Here is a 14,842-nt window from a genome sequence, read left to right on the forward strand (position 1 = left end):
TGCGTCTTATCCGGCCGCCCTCTGGGTGAGGGTGGCTTTGTGGTTGCTGCAGGTGAGGGTGCAGCTTCCCCCCATGCGGCAGAGGCGGCAGGGGGAGCCGGCCTTTGCGTCCGTGAATCCCGGGCCGATGGCGATGACCACCGACAGGGTGTTCATGGGGGAGAGGATGGCGTCGTCTCCCTGGGTGATACCGATGGCGTCCATGGGAAAGAGGGCGCACAGCTCACGCTGGCTGTGGAGCTCCCACCCTTCGATGGAGCCGGGGCTCAAAGGGGGGCTGACACCGACCCCTTCCTGTTTTGCGCGGTTTTCGGCCAGCCGGGTGAGGACCGAGGCGGTGCGGGTGAGGGCGGCCAGGGAGCCCATGTTCACGAAGTGGGCCTCCATTTCCCTGTCTTTTGTCGTAAGGCGGTGAAGCAGGGTGTCCACCTTGGGGCCCAGGGTGTACAGGGCGGCCAGGAAACGGGTGGCCCGGTGAAAGTACGGGGAAAATCCGCCGGTGGTGAGACGGGCCGAGGTGCCGGAGACCGGTTCCGTGATCATGATCTCCCCGTCCAGGACCTTTTCTAAATCAAACCATTGGAACAGGGCCTCGGGGCGGATGATGCGGTTCATCTCCCCCACGATTTTTTCGGCGACGGCCGGGGCGTCCGGTTGGTCGGACCATGCCGAAGCGGCCAGGGCAAGGACCTCTTCCGGCGTGATGCGTGCATCGATGGTAAGGATGCGTCCCGTGTTTCCCATGATGTTACAAGACTCCACAACCTGATGACCCGTTAGGGACATCGGGTTTTTTTATGCACAAAAAAAGCCCGCGCGAACGGTCCATCCATAAGGACGTTCAAGCGGGCTACATTGCCGATTATGGGGGCTTACGCCATTGTAAGCACCCGTGGTCATTTTTTTAAAAAAAAATAGCACACTCAACGCGCCGAGGGCAAGGCCGAAACGTGGAAAGGCCAGAGCCAACGCATGTAAAAATCCAGTTGCCTCCGGCGGGTCGCTTTTTGAAAAAAGCTCCGCAAAAACGTTCCGGTAATGAAAAAAGAAGAGGGGCAATGCCCTGTAGGGACGCATCCTCAAAAAACAAAACCTGTTTGTCAAACCCAAGGCATCTAAATTGGCAAACGTTTGGCCCCCGGCAGGGCCGCCGGTGGCAAAAGTCCAAATGCGTTAACCCTTGTGGAAGGGCCGCATGCCGTGACATGGGCCCTTCGGGTCGCGCGCGGGATCCGGCACCGGCAGGGTCGGGGGAATACCCCTGCCGGGCAGGGGCGGATCAGGCGACGATGTCGCCGGCGCGCACGGCTTTCAGGTAGTTCATGCAGAAGTTGTCTGCGCCTTTGAGCATGTCGGCGGTTTTCAGCACGGCCATGATCTCCTTGTCCAGGGGGTCCATGATGGCCGAATCAAAGCCTTTGGCCATCATCATGGCCAGGAAGATGCGATTGACCATCTTGCGCTGGGGCAGGCCGTAGGAGATGTTGGAGAGGCCGCCGGTGGTGTGGACCCCTTCGAGCTCGGTCATGATTTTTTCCACGGCGTCCATGGCCATGGTCCCGTTTCCTGGGGCCACGCTCATGGGCTGGATCAGGGGGTCGATGAAGATGTCGTCCCGTGCAAAGCCGATGCCTTCGAGTTCGGCCACCAGGGTTTTGGCCCGGTGGAAGATGTCGTCCACGCTTTTGGGCATGCCCGAGTCGTCCATGCACAGGGCGATGATGCGGCACTCTTTTCCTTTCAGGTACTGCATCATGGGGTCGAACCGGTCCTCCAGGCTGATGGAGTTGATGAGGGGCGTCTGCTCCACCAGGCCGTAGGCCATCTCCAGGATGGCCGGGTCCGGGCTGTCCAGGCACAGGGGGAGCTTGGTGGCCCCCTGAATGACGGAGAGGAGCCACTTCATGTCCTCTTCTTCATGGCCGATGCGGGCCCCGGCGTTGACGTCGATGTAGGTGGCCCCGCAGGCCTCCTGCTGTTTGACGTCCTCTGTGATGTAGTGGGCGTCCCTCTCGGTGACGGCCGCCTTGACCTTTTTCAGGGTGGTGTTGATGCGTTCTCCGATGACGGTAAACATGGTCCTCCTTACACTGATGACTTCCCGTAAAAAAATGAATTCGCGAACCGGCAGGTTTACCTGAGCATTGCCTTGGCCAGCTTGCAGGCGGATCCGTCATCGGCGGCGTAGGCGTGGGCGCCGATTTCATCGGCAAAGGCCTGGTTCACCGGTGCCCCGCCCACCATGATCTTCAGACCCTCGTTTTTGCCGGTCTCAGCGATTTTGCTCACGGTGTCCCGCATGGCCGGCATTGTGGTGGTCAAAAGGGCGGAGAGCCCCACGATATGGGGCTTGAGTTCGTCGATGGCCGCGATAAAGGCGTCGGCCTCCACGTCCACGCCCAGGTCGGTCACTTCAAAGCCTGCGCTCTCCATCATCATCACCACCAGGTTTTTCCCGATGTCGTGGAGGTCTCCTTTCACCGTGCCGATGAGCACACGCCCCGCCGAGGTGGCATCCTCTTCGGAGAGCAGGGGTTTTAAGATCTCCACGGCTTCTCCCATGGCCTGTGCGGACATGAGGACTTCGGGGATGAACATCTCCCCGGTCTCCATGCGTTCGCCCACGATGTCCATGCCTGCGATGAGGCCGGAAGAGAGGATGTCGTTGGGGGCGGTGCCCTGGTCCAGGGCCTGGTTGACCTGGGCAATGAGGGCGTCGCCGTCTCCGGCGATGAGGGTTTGGGTCAGGGCTGTCATGTCACACATCACATTAAGGTCTCCGTTGATTGGGTGATTAATCCAGGGCTGCCACGGCAGCGATTTCAACATCCAGGCCGTCGAAAATTCCGGCAGAGGCCACGGTGATCCGGGCCGGGGGATGGTCCGGGAAGTAGGAGGCATAGACGTCGTTGAAGGCATCGAAGTGGTCCATGGAGGAGAGAAAGACGGTGCAGGAGAGGAGGCTTGCCATGGAACTCCCGGCCGCCTCCAGGACGGCTTTGATGTTCTCCATGCAGCGAAGGGTCTGCCGGGCCACACTTTCCCGTTCAAAGAGGCCTGTCTCGGGGTTCATGGCGAGCTGGCCGGAGAGGTAGAGGGTGTTGCCGTGGCGAACGGCCTGGGCATACGGGCCCACGGCTTCGGGGGCGCGGGGTGTTGTGATGATCTCTTTCACGGTGTGGTCTCCATGATAAACCGGGCGGCAGGGCCGCCCGGAAAGGTTCGGTTAGCGGGGCACTTCATGTTTTTTGAGCAGCTTGACCATGGCAAAGCAGATGGCGATCATCACAAAGATAATCAGCAGGGAGGCGGCGATGGAGGAGAGCTGCAACCCGGAGATCCCTTCCCCAAAGAGCACCAGGGTGACGCTGATGACACCGATGGAGATGGCCCACAGGGCACGGATGGGTTTGGGTGGCACTTCCGGACCCTGGTTTTTCCGCGTGGAGATCTGGGCGCAGACATAGGCAAAGGAGTCCACGGTGGTGGCCAGGAAGAAGAGGACAAGAAAGAGGAACATGACGCCCATGAGGTTGCCGAAGGGCAGGTTGTTCAGGACCGCAAAGATGATGTCGCCGGAGCCTGATTTCATCTGGCCCACCAGGTCGACGCCTTGCCTGATCTGCTGGTGCAGGGCGGTGGAGCCGAAGGTGGCGAACCACATCCAGGTGGCAAAAGGGGCCACGGCCATGTGAACAAGGACCACCTCTTTGATGGTGCGGCCCCTGGAGATGGAGGCGATGAACATGCCGGTGGCCGGGGCGCAGGCGATCCACCAGGCCCAGTAGAAAATGGTCCATCCCTGGGGAAACCCGCCTGCGGCGATGGGGTCGGTGTGGAAGCTGAACTTGAAGAAGTTATTGATGTAAAGGCCCAGGGAGTTGAAGCCCAGGTCGCAGATGAAAAGGGTGGGACCGAGGACCAGCACCATGGCCATCAGGGCAATGGCCAGGGGGATGTTGATGTTGCTGAGGATTTTGATCCCCTTGTCGATGCCCGAGATGGAGCTTGCCGTGTAGAGGACGAGCCAGATACCGGCGATGAGCAGGTAAAGCCCGGCGTTGACCGTCAGCCCGAAGAAGTGGTTGAGGCCCGAGGCAAGCTGCATGATGCCGAAGCCGGCCGAGGTTGCGATGCCGAAGATGGTCCCCAGCACGAGAAAGGCATCCAGGGTCTTGCCAAAGCGGCCGTCGGCAAGGGAGCCGATGAGGGGGCGCAGCATGGTGGAAAACCGGGGCGCTTCCTCCCGTCGAAACATCAGGTAGCCGATGGGAGCCGAAATGGCGAGGTATATGGCCCAGGGGGTCCAGCCCCAGTGGAAATAGGTGTAGGCCAGGGCGATCTCTCCGGCCTGCTGGCTCAAGGGGGCGATGCCGAAGGGGGGCGAGGAGTAGAAACTCAGTGGCTCGGCCGCCACCCAGTAGACCACACCGATGCCGTAGCCGCAGGCGAAGATCATGCTGAACCAGGAGAAGAAGGAGAACCGGGGTTTTTCATTGTCTTTGCCCAGCTTGACGTGGCCGAAGGGACCAAAGGCCAGCCAGAGGGCGAAGGCGCAGAAAAAGATGCCGGTGATCAGGTAGAGCCAGCCGAACTGGTGGGTAGCAAAGTTGAAAAAGGCCTTCATGGCTTTGCTCATGGCTTCCGGTGCCATGAGGGTCCAGGCCATGAAACCCACGATGGCGGCCATGGACATGCCCACAACGAACCGGTCCATGCGAAGGAACCAGGCCGCGGGACGCTCGGCTGGGGTTGGGGTGGGCGGGGTGGTGGTGCTTTCATGTTGACTCATGCTGCTCATCTCACTCCTCCTTACTCTCAGTTGCCGCCGTGTGGGCCGTGGCCGTTTGAGGCCAGGGGCACAGGCGGTGGCAGGCATTCCCGGCAGGTCCTGGGGCTGCATGGGCTGCGGACCGGCCGGGAAACAGACGCATACATCATCAAAAAGGGTCGATGGTTTCCGGTCAGGTCAGGTGGTTCAAAACGGTCAGGTCCACTCCTTTTTCCTTCAGGTAATTTTCAAGGTCCCCCTGTGTTTCGGGGGGCAGGGCCGGTTCTTTGTAGGTCCCCACCAGGGACTCCATGGTCTGGTGGACTTTTCCAATGGATGCCTCAAAGGCCGTGGTGCCTTCGGGCAGCGGGCCGCTCAGAGCGATGTTGGAGATCCAGGACGCCTTGCGGCAGTTCTTCATGGTGTGGGGCGAGGTGAGGTATTGCCCCCCCGGACCTGCCGCCCGCACGGCGTCCACGGCCAGGGTATCGTCATCCACCGGCGTGTCGGCAAAGAACCGCTCGACCCGGCGGATGATGTCCACATCGGCGATGAATTTCTCAAAGGACATGGCCGCCCACCCGTCAAGGATACCGGCGCTGTGGATGACCAGGCTGACCTTTTCCTGCAACGAGACGAACATGGACATCATGGCTTCGGCCCCGCTTTGGGCCGTGGGGCCGTTGGCATCGGTGTTGGTGCCGCCGCAGCGGCAGGGGATGCCGTACATGCGGGACAAACCCGCGCAGTAGGTGACGGCCAGGGCGTGATCCGGGGAGCCGATGATGTTGACCGAGGGCGGTGCGCATGTCCACCGGCGTGGTGTTGATGGCCATGACCACCGGGGTGCCGGGCTGGATGATCTGGGCGATGGCCACACCGGCCAGGGTCTCTGCGTTGCCCTGGGCCAGGCTCCCTGCAAGGGTCACCGGGGCGGTGGTGCCGCACATGACCCCGGCCCCGATGATAACGGGCTGGCGGTGGGTGGCATAAGCCCACAGGGTCTCCAGGGTGTGGGTGTCCATCTGAAGGGGGCTCAGGGTGTTGATCAGGGCAATGAGGCGCGGTTTTTCCCGCAGGGCGTCCTGGCCCCCGAAGAGGATGGCGGCCATCTCCATGACGGCCTCCACCTCCTGGGCGGAGCCGGGCTGGGACATGATGCACTTGTCGGAAAAGCGCATGGCCGCGTAGGTCATGAGGAGCTGGAACTGGGCCGAGGCGATGTCCGAGGGCTGGGCAAGAATCCCCCCGTTGATGCGAAACTCAGGGGTCTGGTGCACCAGCTTGATGAACCGGAGGTAGTCTGCGAAGGTGGCGTTGCGCCTTGACCCGTCGGCTTCGATGATGGCCGGGCTGCCGTACCCGCCGATGTAGGCTGTGGTGCCGGCCCCGACGGTGACGTCATGTTCCGGGTTTCGGGCATGGAGGGTGAAGCTGGACGGGGCCTGGCGAACCCGTTCCATGATCTGCTCCTCGGTGAAGAAGGCGGTGTCTCCCTCCACGCGGATTCCATTTTTCTCCAAGGTCTCCAGGGTCTGCCGGTGGTGGAGGCGAACGCCCACGTCCCGGAGAATGGTCATGGATGCCTCGTGGATTTTTTGAAGCTTTTGGTTCACGGTGTCCTTATCCTTGACTTGAGGTGGTGGCTTGACTTGGCGCTGGGCCGTTATTCTTTTATCCCAGGGGCACACGCAGGTACGTATTGTTGTTTCCAGGGTTTCGGTACTGGTCCATGGGGCCTTGCTCCACAAACCGCCGGTGGCACCGCTCCATGGCTTCCCGGGAGAGGGTCACCCCGAGGCCCGGCCCTTCGGGGACGGGCACGGTGTTGTTGACGACGTTGTACGGCCCTTCCTCGATGACGTCTTCGGTCATGAAGCGGAAGAGGGACTGGTGGGGCTCGCAGATGTGTCGCACGGCGGCGGTGACGTGCATGTAGGCCGTGGTGGCAAGGCCCGTGTCCCCGCTGTAGAACCAGAACCCGATGCCCATGTGCTCACAGGCCGCGATGAACCGCAGGGTCCGGGAGATGCCCCCCAGGGCCGTGAGGTTCAATACGAAGGTGTCCGGGACAGCGATGCGCGTGGCAAGGGCAAGGTCCGGAGTGTGGGTGGAAAAGGGGATGGCCGAGTGCTTGCGCAGTTTTTCCATCTCCCAGAAGGTGGGCACCGGGTCCTCGAAGTTCCGGATGTTGAGGGGCTCGATGCCGGCCAGGAGCTGCTGCGCCGACGGCAGGGTCCAGGCCATGTTGCCGTCCAGGCGGATCATGGCGTCCTCGCCCACGGCCTCCCGCACCGCCCGGGTCACCTCAATGTCCAGGGCGGGGTTGCCCGTGGAGCATTTGCCTTCAAAGAAGGTGGAGCCGTGCTCTGCGCGCATGCGGGCGCAGTAATCTGCGATCTCTACGGCTGTTTTCAGGCCCCCGGCGTTTCCGTTTTGGGGGCGGAAGGCGTAGTACTCGGTAAAGGGGATCTCCTTGCGGACCGCGCCCCCGATCAGCTTGTACAGGGGCATGTCCCAGGCCTTGCCGCGGATGTCCCAGAGGGCCATCTCAATGCCCCCGAAGGATTTCAGGGGGGTGTTGCCGTCCGTGTTGGCCAGAACCTTTGTCTCCGGGACACAGAGGAGCTCGCAGGCTTCCAGGTCAAAGGGGTCCGCCCCCATAAGCCTGGGCGCCATGTGATCGTTGATGTCTGCTTCGCACTCCCAGGACGGCGCCTCTCCGATACCCACGATCCCGTCATCGGTCTCCACTTCCACGATGACGCGCGTGATGCCCGTGTATTCCCCGACGGACCAGATATAAGGAGCGTCAAAGGGGATGCTGACTGCCGTGGCCTGGACACGAGTTATTTTCATTTGTCTTGTCTCCTGTGTGATGTTGGGCATTGCCTGGTGCATGGGAAAACAAAAACCTCACGGAGGTAACCTTCCGTAAATGGCACTGTTTTTTATTGCAAGAGGAGGGCCATGCTTGCTTTTTTGGCAGGAAAAAAGAGATGAGAGGAGGCCGATTAAAAAAAATAGGCTTGTGTTTCAGTGGTTTGTGGCGGAGTGTCGCATTGTAACATGGTGGGCGGTTTACGGACAGGGAACACCGAATGACAAATATTTTTGTCGTGCTTGGTGGAGACTGACAAATAAATTTGTCGGAAAAAGGAAAAAATATTTGTCGGTTTGTTTCACCGGTGCTGTGGGCTGGTGGACGCAGTGAGCACTGGGCTAACGGTGCCGGTCTCCCGGGATGCCGAGTTTTCGCATCTTGTGGTACATGAGCTGGCGGGAAATCCCCAGTGAACGCGCCGCTTTGGCCGCGTTGCCGTCATGGGCGGCGAGCTGGCGGTTCAGGATGGTCTTTTCATAGGTGTTGAGCAGTTCAGGCAGCGAAGCACCGGTTTTCATGGGCGGCAGGGGGAGAGTCTCCTGGGCCCGGGGCGCAGTGCTCTCAACCGGTGGGGTGTCGGATTGGGTCACCGACGCCATGAAGTGGCTGGGCATGTGGATGCGCTCAATCTGGTGCAGGTCGCCCACCAGGTTCATGGCCCCTTCGATGACATGTTCCAGCTCCCGGATGTTGCCGGGCCAGGCGTAAGCATGAAAAAGGCCCATGACTTCGTCGGAGACGCTGCGGATGGCCCGGTTGAGCTTGGTGTTGCACTTGGCGATGAAATGGTCCACCAGAAGGGGGATGTCCTCCATGCGCTCTCGAAGCGGGGGGATGGCGATGTGGACCACGGCGAGGCGATAGTAGAGGTCCCGCCGAAGGGTGGCGGTTTCAATGGCTTTCCGGGGTTCCTCGTTGACGGAGCTGATCACCTTGACTTCGATGCTGATCTCCGTGGCCGAGCCCACCCGCCTGATTTTTTTCTCCTGGATGGCCCGAAGCAGTTTGGCCTGGAGCCCCAAGGGCATGGAGTTGACTTCATCCAGGAACAGGGTCCCTCCGTTGGCCTTTTCAAAGAGCCCGGCCTTGTCCCGGGCATCGGTAAAGGCCCCTTTGGAGGTTCCGAAGAGGATGCCTTCCAGCAGGGTTTCCGGGATGGCCGAGCAGTTGACGGCCACAAAGGGGCTGTCCCGCCAGGGGGCGTCGTTGTGGACGGACTGGGCAAAGAGCTCCTTGCCGGTCCCGCTCTCCCCGTAGATCATGATGGGAGACGGGGAATCGGCCGCCATTTTGGCGGTGTGAAGGCATTGTTGCAGCTCAGGGGAGCTGCCGACGATGTCCCCGAAGGTAAACCGCTTCTCCCTGCCTCTGTCGGTGCTGTTTCCGAGGCGGAACCGCGAGGTTTCGTCCACCTCCCGTTCAATGGCGCTGTACTCCCTGACAAAACAGATGGCTCCCTTGAGGCGTGGCCCGTCAAAGAGGGGGAACACGTTTTGCATGGCAAAGACCGCCCGCCCGTGCCGGGTTCGGTAAAACTGGGTGTGGTGGATGATGGTTCGGCCCGTGGCCAGGCAGGCAAGGGTGGGGCTGTCCTCTTCGGTGACGGTGTAGACCTCTGTAAGCTGTCGCCCCAGGGCAAGGCTGCGTTCCGTGCTGTCGATGCGGGACAGGGCCTCATTGTAAAAGAGGATCATTCCGTTGGCGTCGGTGATGAGGACCCCGTCGTCGGTTTCGGACAGGATGCCCGTGAGGTCCTCCAGGCTGAGGCCGATGCGTTTGTAGAGAGTGTCCGGATCCGTCATGGCAGCGTCCCTTTTTTAAGCGGTGGTGGGGCATGGTGGATGAAAAGAACTTTAAAGGAGGTGGCGTTGTGGTTTCAAGGGGAAAGTGGTTTTAGCTGGGGATAACGCATTCGCAACCCGGGGGGGCCAGGGGATGTATTCCCTGGCCCCCGGAGGCTGGTTTTTCGCGGTGCTTTACGGAAAGCTGAGGGCGTTGATGAAGAGTTCGTTGAACGCCGGGTCATCGGCCAGGTTGAAGACCCGGGTGGTGGCGGCCAGGGCCTCCATGGCGGAGAACTTTTTTCGGTCGCACAGGGCCAGCACCGCCCCGGTACCTGCGGCATTGCCCACAAAACGGATCTTTCCCCGGCTGCCTTGGGGCAGCATGCCCAGGGTCAGGGCGTCGTCTTCCCGCAGGACGCTGCCGAAGGCCCCGGCCAGGAGCACCTCGGTGGGGGCGTCCATGCCCGCCCGTTTGAGGAGCAGCTCGATGCCTGCCATGAGGGCGCCCTTGGCCAGCTGCAGGGCCCGGATGTCCTTCTGGGTGATGAGGACCGGCGGAAACCCCGATGCCTTGTTTTCCGGGGCAATGGTGTAGGCGGGGAGCCCTTGGGAATCCGTTCCCACGGCACCCGGGATGCGTCGGGTGTCGAAGCGGCCGTCCGGGAGCACCAGGCCGGTGCGCAGGAGCTCGGCCATGGCGCCTATGATACCGGAGCCGCAGATGCCGGTGGCCCCGGTGCCGGGCTTTCCGATCCGGGCCGGGCCCGCCCGGCTGGTGTCCGGGTCGATGGTCAGCCTGAGCTGCCCACGGCACCTTCCACCGCGGGCATACCGCAGGAAAGGGCACCGCCCTCAAAGGCAGGACCCGTGGCGCAGGAGGCGGCATAGATCCCGTCGTGGTTTTTCAGCATGATCTCCCCGTTGGTGCCGATGTCCACCAGCAGGGTCCCGGCGGGCGCGTTCACCAGGTTCACGGCCAGGGCCGCGCTGATGATGTCGCATCCCAGGAACCCCGAGAGCAGGGGCAGGGTGGTCCACCGTGTGGACGGGGCCAGGGTGAAGACCCGGTCGTCAAAGGCCAGGCGCCTGATATCTGTGAAGACCGGGGCGTAGGGGGCCACGCCCAACGGGGCCGGGCTGACCCCGGCCAGGATGTGGATCATGGTTGTGTTGCCCACGGCCACGATGCTTTTGAGTTGTTCGGCCTGGGTGCCTGCCTGGGTGAGCAGCTCCCGGCATCCCCACTCGATGGCTCGCACCACAAGGGTTCGCTGGGTGGTAAGGGCCTCGTCGTTTCTGCGCACCGCGTCGATGCGGGCCATGACATCGGCCCCGAAGACGGTCTGGGGATTTTTCACCGACAGGGACCCCAGGAGCTTTTTGCTGGAGAGGCTCACGAGGTAGAGGGCAATGGTGGTGGTGCCCAGGTCCACGGCCACGCCCAGGTCGTCTTCGCGGAAGTCCTCACCTGCCGGGGTGTAGCCGGAAGGGAGAAGGGCCGGGGCCTTGGTGACGGCGGTGGCTGTCATGAGGGTGGCTGCCGGAATGGTGAGCTCGATGTCGCCGTGGATTTTCGTCCGGCAGGCCAGGCGGCTGAGGCCGGTCTCTTCGTCGCCTGAGACCCGGGCCACGGATTCGGACTCAAGGGTTACCCGGCACTTGCCACAGACCCCCTTGCCCCCGCAGTCCGTACGCAGGAAGATACCGGCCGATGCCAGGGCCGGTGCGATGAATTCCCCGTCCCGGCAGACGATGACCCGTCGTCCCGGCAGGAGGGTGAGGGTGTGTTGTTTCATTTTAAAAAGCCCTTCATTTAAAAAACATGCCTCCGGCGGCCAGGTGGGGGCACCTGGAAACCCTATGGCGAATGCATGGGGGGAGGACGTTATGCGTATGTTCTCAAGGCATTCGCGTGACGGATGAAATTCGGCAACCGCTTTTGCTGGAGATACCCATGTCATTATGTCGAAAGCCAGGGTCGTGGTTTTTCTGATTAACTTGCTTTCTTCTCGGAATAGCTCCGGTACCAGGGGGGCGTGGGCAACACCAGCATATGTTTCGGGCGAAGCCCGAGCCGAAGGCCGTTGCGATTTGGCCCGAGGAACGAGGGACAAAACGCAACGGCAATCAGCTTTCGAGGTGGCTCACCCTCGCCGCCGGAGGCAGGCTTTTCCATGCATTTTAACCCGTGACGGCCTGCGTTTGCCTCTGGCAAATGGGGAAGGGCCGCATGCCAGGCATGGGCCCTTCGGGTCGCGCGCGGGATCCGGTTCCGGCAGGGTCGGGGGAACGCCCCTGCCGGGCAGGGGCGGATCAGGCGACGATGTCGCCGGCACGCACGGCTTTCAGGTAGTTCATGCAGAAGTTGTCTGCGCCTTTGAGCATGTCGGCGGTTTTCAGCACGGCCATGATCTCCTTGTCCAGGGGGTCCATGATGGCCGAGTCGTAGCCCTTTGCCATCATCATGGCCAGGAAGATGCGGTTGACCATTTTGCGCTGGGGCAGGCCGTAGGAGATGTTGGAGAGGCCGCCGGTGGTGTGGACCCCTTCGAGTTCGGTCATGATTTTTTCCACGGCGTCCATGGCCATGTTCCCGTTTTCCGCGGCCACGCTCATGGGCTGAATCAGGGGGTCGATGAAGATGTCGTCACGTGCAAAGCCGATGCCTTCGAGTTCGGCCACCAGGGTTTTGGCCCGGTCGAAGATGTCGTCCACGCTTTTGGGCATGCCCGAGTCGTCCATGCACAGGGCGATGATGCGGCACTCTTTTCCTTTCAGGTACTGCATCATGGGATCGAACCGGTCCTTTTCCAGGCTGATGGAGTTGATGAGGGGCGTCTGCTCCACCAGGCCGTAGGCCATCTCCAGGATGGCCGGGTCCGGGCTGTCCAGGCACAGGGGAGCTTGGTGACCCCTGGATGACGGGAATGATAAGTCTACTTCATGTCCTCTTCTTCATGGCCGATGCGGGCCCCGGCGTTGACGTCGATGTAGGTGGCCCCGCAGGCTTCCTGCCGTTTGACGTCCTCTGCGATCAGCCCAGGAATCCTCTCGGTGACGGCCGCCTTGACCTTTTTCAGGGTGGTGTTGATGCGTTCTCCGATGACGGTAAACATGGTCTCTCCTTCATTGATGAATTGCCGTGAAAAATGAACACCCGAACCGGCAGGTTTATTTGAGCATGGCCTTGGCCAGTTTGCAGGCGGACCCGGCATCGGAGGCGTAGGCGTCGGCGCCGATCTCATCGGCAAAGGCCTGGTTCACCGGCGCTCCGCCCACCATGATTTTGACGGCGTCTTTCTTGCCTGCCTCGGCGATTTTGCTCACGGTGTCTCGCATGGCGACCTTGCGCTCGTCGAGAAGGGCGGAGAGCCCGACGATATGGGGGTTGAGCTCTTCGATGGCCTTCATGAAGGCGTCGGCGTCCACGTCCACACCCAGGTCGGTCACTTCAAAGCCTGCGCTCTCCATCATCATCACCACCAGGTTTTTCCCGATGTCGTGGAGGTCTCCCTTCACCGTGCCGATGACCACGCGGCCTGCGGTGCTGGTCTCTCCTTCGGCGAGCAGGGGTTTTAAGATCTCCACGGCCTCGCCCATGGCCTGGGCGGACATGAGGACTTCGGGGATGAACATCTCCCCGGTCTCCATGCGCTCGCCCACGATGTCCATGCCTGCGATGAGGCCTTCGGACAGGATTTCACCAGCGGGGATGCCCTGGTCGAGGGCTTCTTTGACTTGAACCATGAGGGTGTCGCCGTCGCCGGAGATAAGGGTTTCGGTGATGGTTTTTAAATCAGACATGATGACTCTCCATTGTTATGTGTCGGGTTGTTGGTGATCCTGTTATCCATCTGCTCAGGCCTTGGGTTTCCCTTCCCGGACCAGTTCCCGGGTGAGGGAGACGAGAAGGCAGAGCATGACGAAGACAAAGGGAAAGGCTCCGATGATGGAAGCCGTCTGCAGGGCCTTGAGCCCGCCGGACCAGATAAGGACCATGGCAAGGCCGCCCAGCAGCAGGCCCCAGAAGATGATGAGGAGCCGTCCTTCGGGGGATTCCGGCCCCCCTGCGTGGCCGCCGGTGGAAAACCGGCTGATCACGAGGGTGGCGGAATCGGCCGAGGTGATAAAAAACGAGGCGATGAGCAGGTTGGCCAAAAGGGCCAGCACCCCGTAGAGGGGCATGTGCGCCAGGGTTTCAAACAGCGCAGCCTCCAGGCTCTGGCTCACCGCGTTCATCAGGCCCGCTCCCTGCTCCAGCTCCAGCCAGACGGCGGTGCCGCCCAGGGCCGTGGAAAAGAGGATGGAGAAGAGAGCCGGCAGAAACATGACCCCCAGGACGAACTCACGGATGGTCCGGCCCCGGGAGATGGTGGCGATGAAGGCTCCCACAAAGGGGGCCCAGGCGATCCACCACGCCCAGTAAAAGACGGTCCAGCTTTCGGTCCAGGCACGGTTACCGAAGAGGCTGAAGGTCGTGGAGAGCGGGAGGATGCCTGTTGTGTAATCGGCCAGGGCGATCCCCAGGGTTTTGATGATGAACCCGAAGGGGCCCTTGACCATGAAAAAGAGCAGCAGCAGGACCATGAAGGCCACGTTGAGTAGGAGGACGTTGATGCCGCGCTTGACCCCGCTCAGGGCGCGAGGCGATGTACAGGGCCGTGATGACCCCGATGACCGCCGCCGTGGTGCCCGTGCCTCCGGGAAGTCCCCAGGAGAGGTGAAGCCCGCTTGTGATCTGCAGGGCCCCGAGCCCCAGGGAGGTCACCACCCCCATGACCGTGGCCCAGACCGCAAGCATGTCCACCAGTTTGCCCGTGCCCCGCGAGGCCCCGCCGTTCCCGGCGGCCCGGGGAAAGAGGCAGTGGGAGACGGTTCCGGGCAGGCCCTTGCGGAACTGGAAGTAGGCCAGGGGCAGCCCCACGGCCACGTAAGTTCCCCAGGCATGGATGCCCCAGTGGTGGCAGAAGATCTGGAAGGCCAGACGGGCCGATTCCGCGGTTGCCCCCGTCCCCTTCGGGGGGGAGGCATAGTGGTAGAGGGGCTCGGCAATGGACCAGAAGACCAGGCCGATGCCCATACCCGCGGAAAAGAGCATGGCAAACCAGCTGAGCCAGCTGTACTCCGGTTTTTCGTCGTCGCGGCCCAGGCGTATCCTGCCGTAAGGAGAGAGTGCCAGGGCCAGGGCCGCGACGACGAAGAGGTTGACGCTGGAGAGGTAGAGCCAGCTCCAGCTTTGGGTTAGGTAGCCCAGGGCCGCCCCGCTCATGCTTTTCAGCAGGGCGGGGGCTGCGGCCCCGAGCAGGACAAAGGGAACCACCAGGACGGCTGATCCTGTAAAGACTGCAGTGTCTAAGTGACGTCCGATGCGGCGGGTGATTCCTCCGGATTCCATGGTGTGTC

General features: G+C 61.7%; 14 protein-coding genes and 2 pseudogenes. All 16 read right to left on the minus strand.

Going from position 1 to position 14,842, the window contains the following annotated elements; genetic code table 11:
* Positions 1 to 6 precede the first annotated feature (6 nt).
* Positions 7 to 744 carry a hypothetical protein gene (locus tag ACOYW1_RS00960; protein ID WP_482421312.1) on the minus strand — a complete coding sequence of 246 codons (738 nt, stop codon included), beginning with the start codon at positions 742 to 744 and terminating at the stop codon, positions 7 to 9.
* A gap of 535 nt (positions 745 to 1,279) precedes the next feature.
* Entirely contained in the window at positions 1,280 to 2,077 is a 798-nt protein-coding gene (locus tag ACOYW1_RS00965; protein WP_482421313.1) for a dihydropteroate synthase, read from the minus strand.
* Positions 2,078 to 2,133: 56 nt separating this feature from the next.
* On the minus strand, positions 2,134 to 2,766 hold the full coding sequence (locus ACOYW1_RS00970; RefSeq protein ID WP_482421314.1) for a cobalamin B12-binding domain-containing protein: 633 nt from the start codon (positions 2,764 to 2,766) through the stop codon (positions 2,134 to 2,136).
* Between the two features lie 28 nt (positions 2,767 to 2,794).
* A complete protein-coding gene (locus ACOYW1_RS00975) occupies positions 2,795 to 3,175 on the minus strand; it encodes a RidA family protein (RefSeq protein ID WP_482421315.1) in 381 nt (126 codons plus the stop codon).
* A gap of 51 nt (positions 3,176 to 3,226) precedes the next feature.
* Complete coding sequence (locus ACOYW1_RS00980; RefSeq protein ID WP_482421316.1) at positions 3,227 to 4,801, minus strand: BCCT family transporter; 1,575 nt, start codon at positions 4,799 to 4,801, stop codon at positions 3,227 to 3,229.
* A gap of 163 nt (positions 4,802 to 4,964) precedes the next feature.
* Entirely contained in the window at positions 4,965 to 5,501 is a 537-nt protein-coding gene (locus ACOYW1_RS00985; RefSeq protein ID WP_482421317.1) for a trimethylamine methyltransferase family protein, read from the minus strand.
* An 82-nt stretch (positions 5,502 to 5,583) separates the two neighbouring features.
* Positions 5,584 to 6,462: pseudogene (locus ACOYW1_RS00990) on the minus strand (trimethylamine methyltransferase family protein); the annotation flags it as partial.
* Positions 6,446 to 7,630 carry a mandelate racemase/muconate lactonizing enzyme family protein gene (locus ACOYW1_RS00995; RefSeq protein ID WP_482421318.1) on the minus strand — a complete coding sequence of 395 codons (1,185 nt, stop codon included), beginning with the start codon at positions 7,628 to 7,630 and terminating at the stop codon, positions 6,446 to 6,448. The pseudogene ACOYW1_RS00990 and the gene ACOYW1_RS00995, both read right to left, overlap by 17 nt.
* A 363-nt stretch (positions 7,631 to 7,993) precedes the next feature.
* A complete protein-coding gene (locus ACOYW1_RS01000; protein ID WP_482421319.1) occupies positions 7,994 to 9,457 on the minus strand; it encodes a sigma-54 interaction domain-containing protein in 1,464 nt (487 codons plus the stop codon).
* 174 nt (positions 9,458 to 9,631) lie between these two features.
* Positions 9,632 to 10,276, minus strand: a complete 645-nt coding sequence (locus ACOYW1_RS01005; RefSeq protein WP_482423631.1) for an ASKHA domain-containing protein — start codon at positions 10,274 to 10,276, stop codon at positions 9,632 to 9,634.
* Positions 10,231 to 11,235 (minus strand): ASKHA domain-containing protein, encoded by a 1,005-nt coding sequence (locus ACOYW1_RS01010; RefSeq protein ID WP_482421320.1) that lies wholly within the window; start codon positions 11,233 to 11,235, stop codon positions 10,231 to 10,233. Before ACOYW1_RS01010 ends, ACOYW1_RS01005 begins: the two co-directional genes overlap by 46 nt.
* A 517-nt stretch (positions 11,236 to 11,752) precedes the next feature.
* Positions 11,753 to 12,301 carry a dihydropteroate synthase gene (locus ACOYW1_RS01015; RefSeq protein ID WP_482421321.1) on the minus strand — a complete coding sequence of 183 codons (549 nt, stop codon included), beginning with the start codon at positions 12,299 to 12,301 and terminating at the stop codon, positions 11,753 to 11,755.
* Positions 12,302 to 12,375: 74 nt separating this feature from the next.
* Positions 12,376 to 12,555, minus strand: coding sequence for a hypothetical protein (locus ACOYW1_RS01020; RefSeq protein ID WP_482421322.1), 180 nt, complete (start codon positions 12,553 to 12,555; stop codon positions 12,376 to 12,378).
* A 55-nt stretch (positions 12,556 to 12,610) separates the two neighbouring features.
* Positions 12,611 to 13,243 (minus strand): cobalamin B12-binding domain-containing protein, encoded by a 633-nt coding sequence (locus ACOYW1_RS01025; RefSeq protein ID WP_482421323.1) that lies wholly within the window; start codon positions 13,241 to 13,243, stop codon positions 12,611 to 12,613.
* A 54-nt stretch (positions 13,244 to 13,297) separates the two neighbouring features.
* Positions 13,298 to 14,026, minus strand: a complete 729-nt coding sequence (locus tag ACOYW1_RS01030; protein WP_482421324.1) for a BCCT family transporter — start codon at positions 14,024 to 14,026, stop codon at positions 13,298 to 13,300.
* A 67-nt stretch (positions 14,027 to 14,093) separates the two neighbouring features.
* Positions 14,094 to 14,834 (minus strand): annotated as a pseudogene (locus ACOYW1_RS01035) (BCCT family transporter); the annotation flags it as partial.
* Positions 14,835 to 14,842: the final 8 nt, after the last annotated feature.

The organism is Desulfoluna sp. CYM3A (assembly GCF_056829965.1).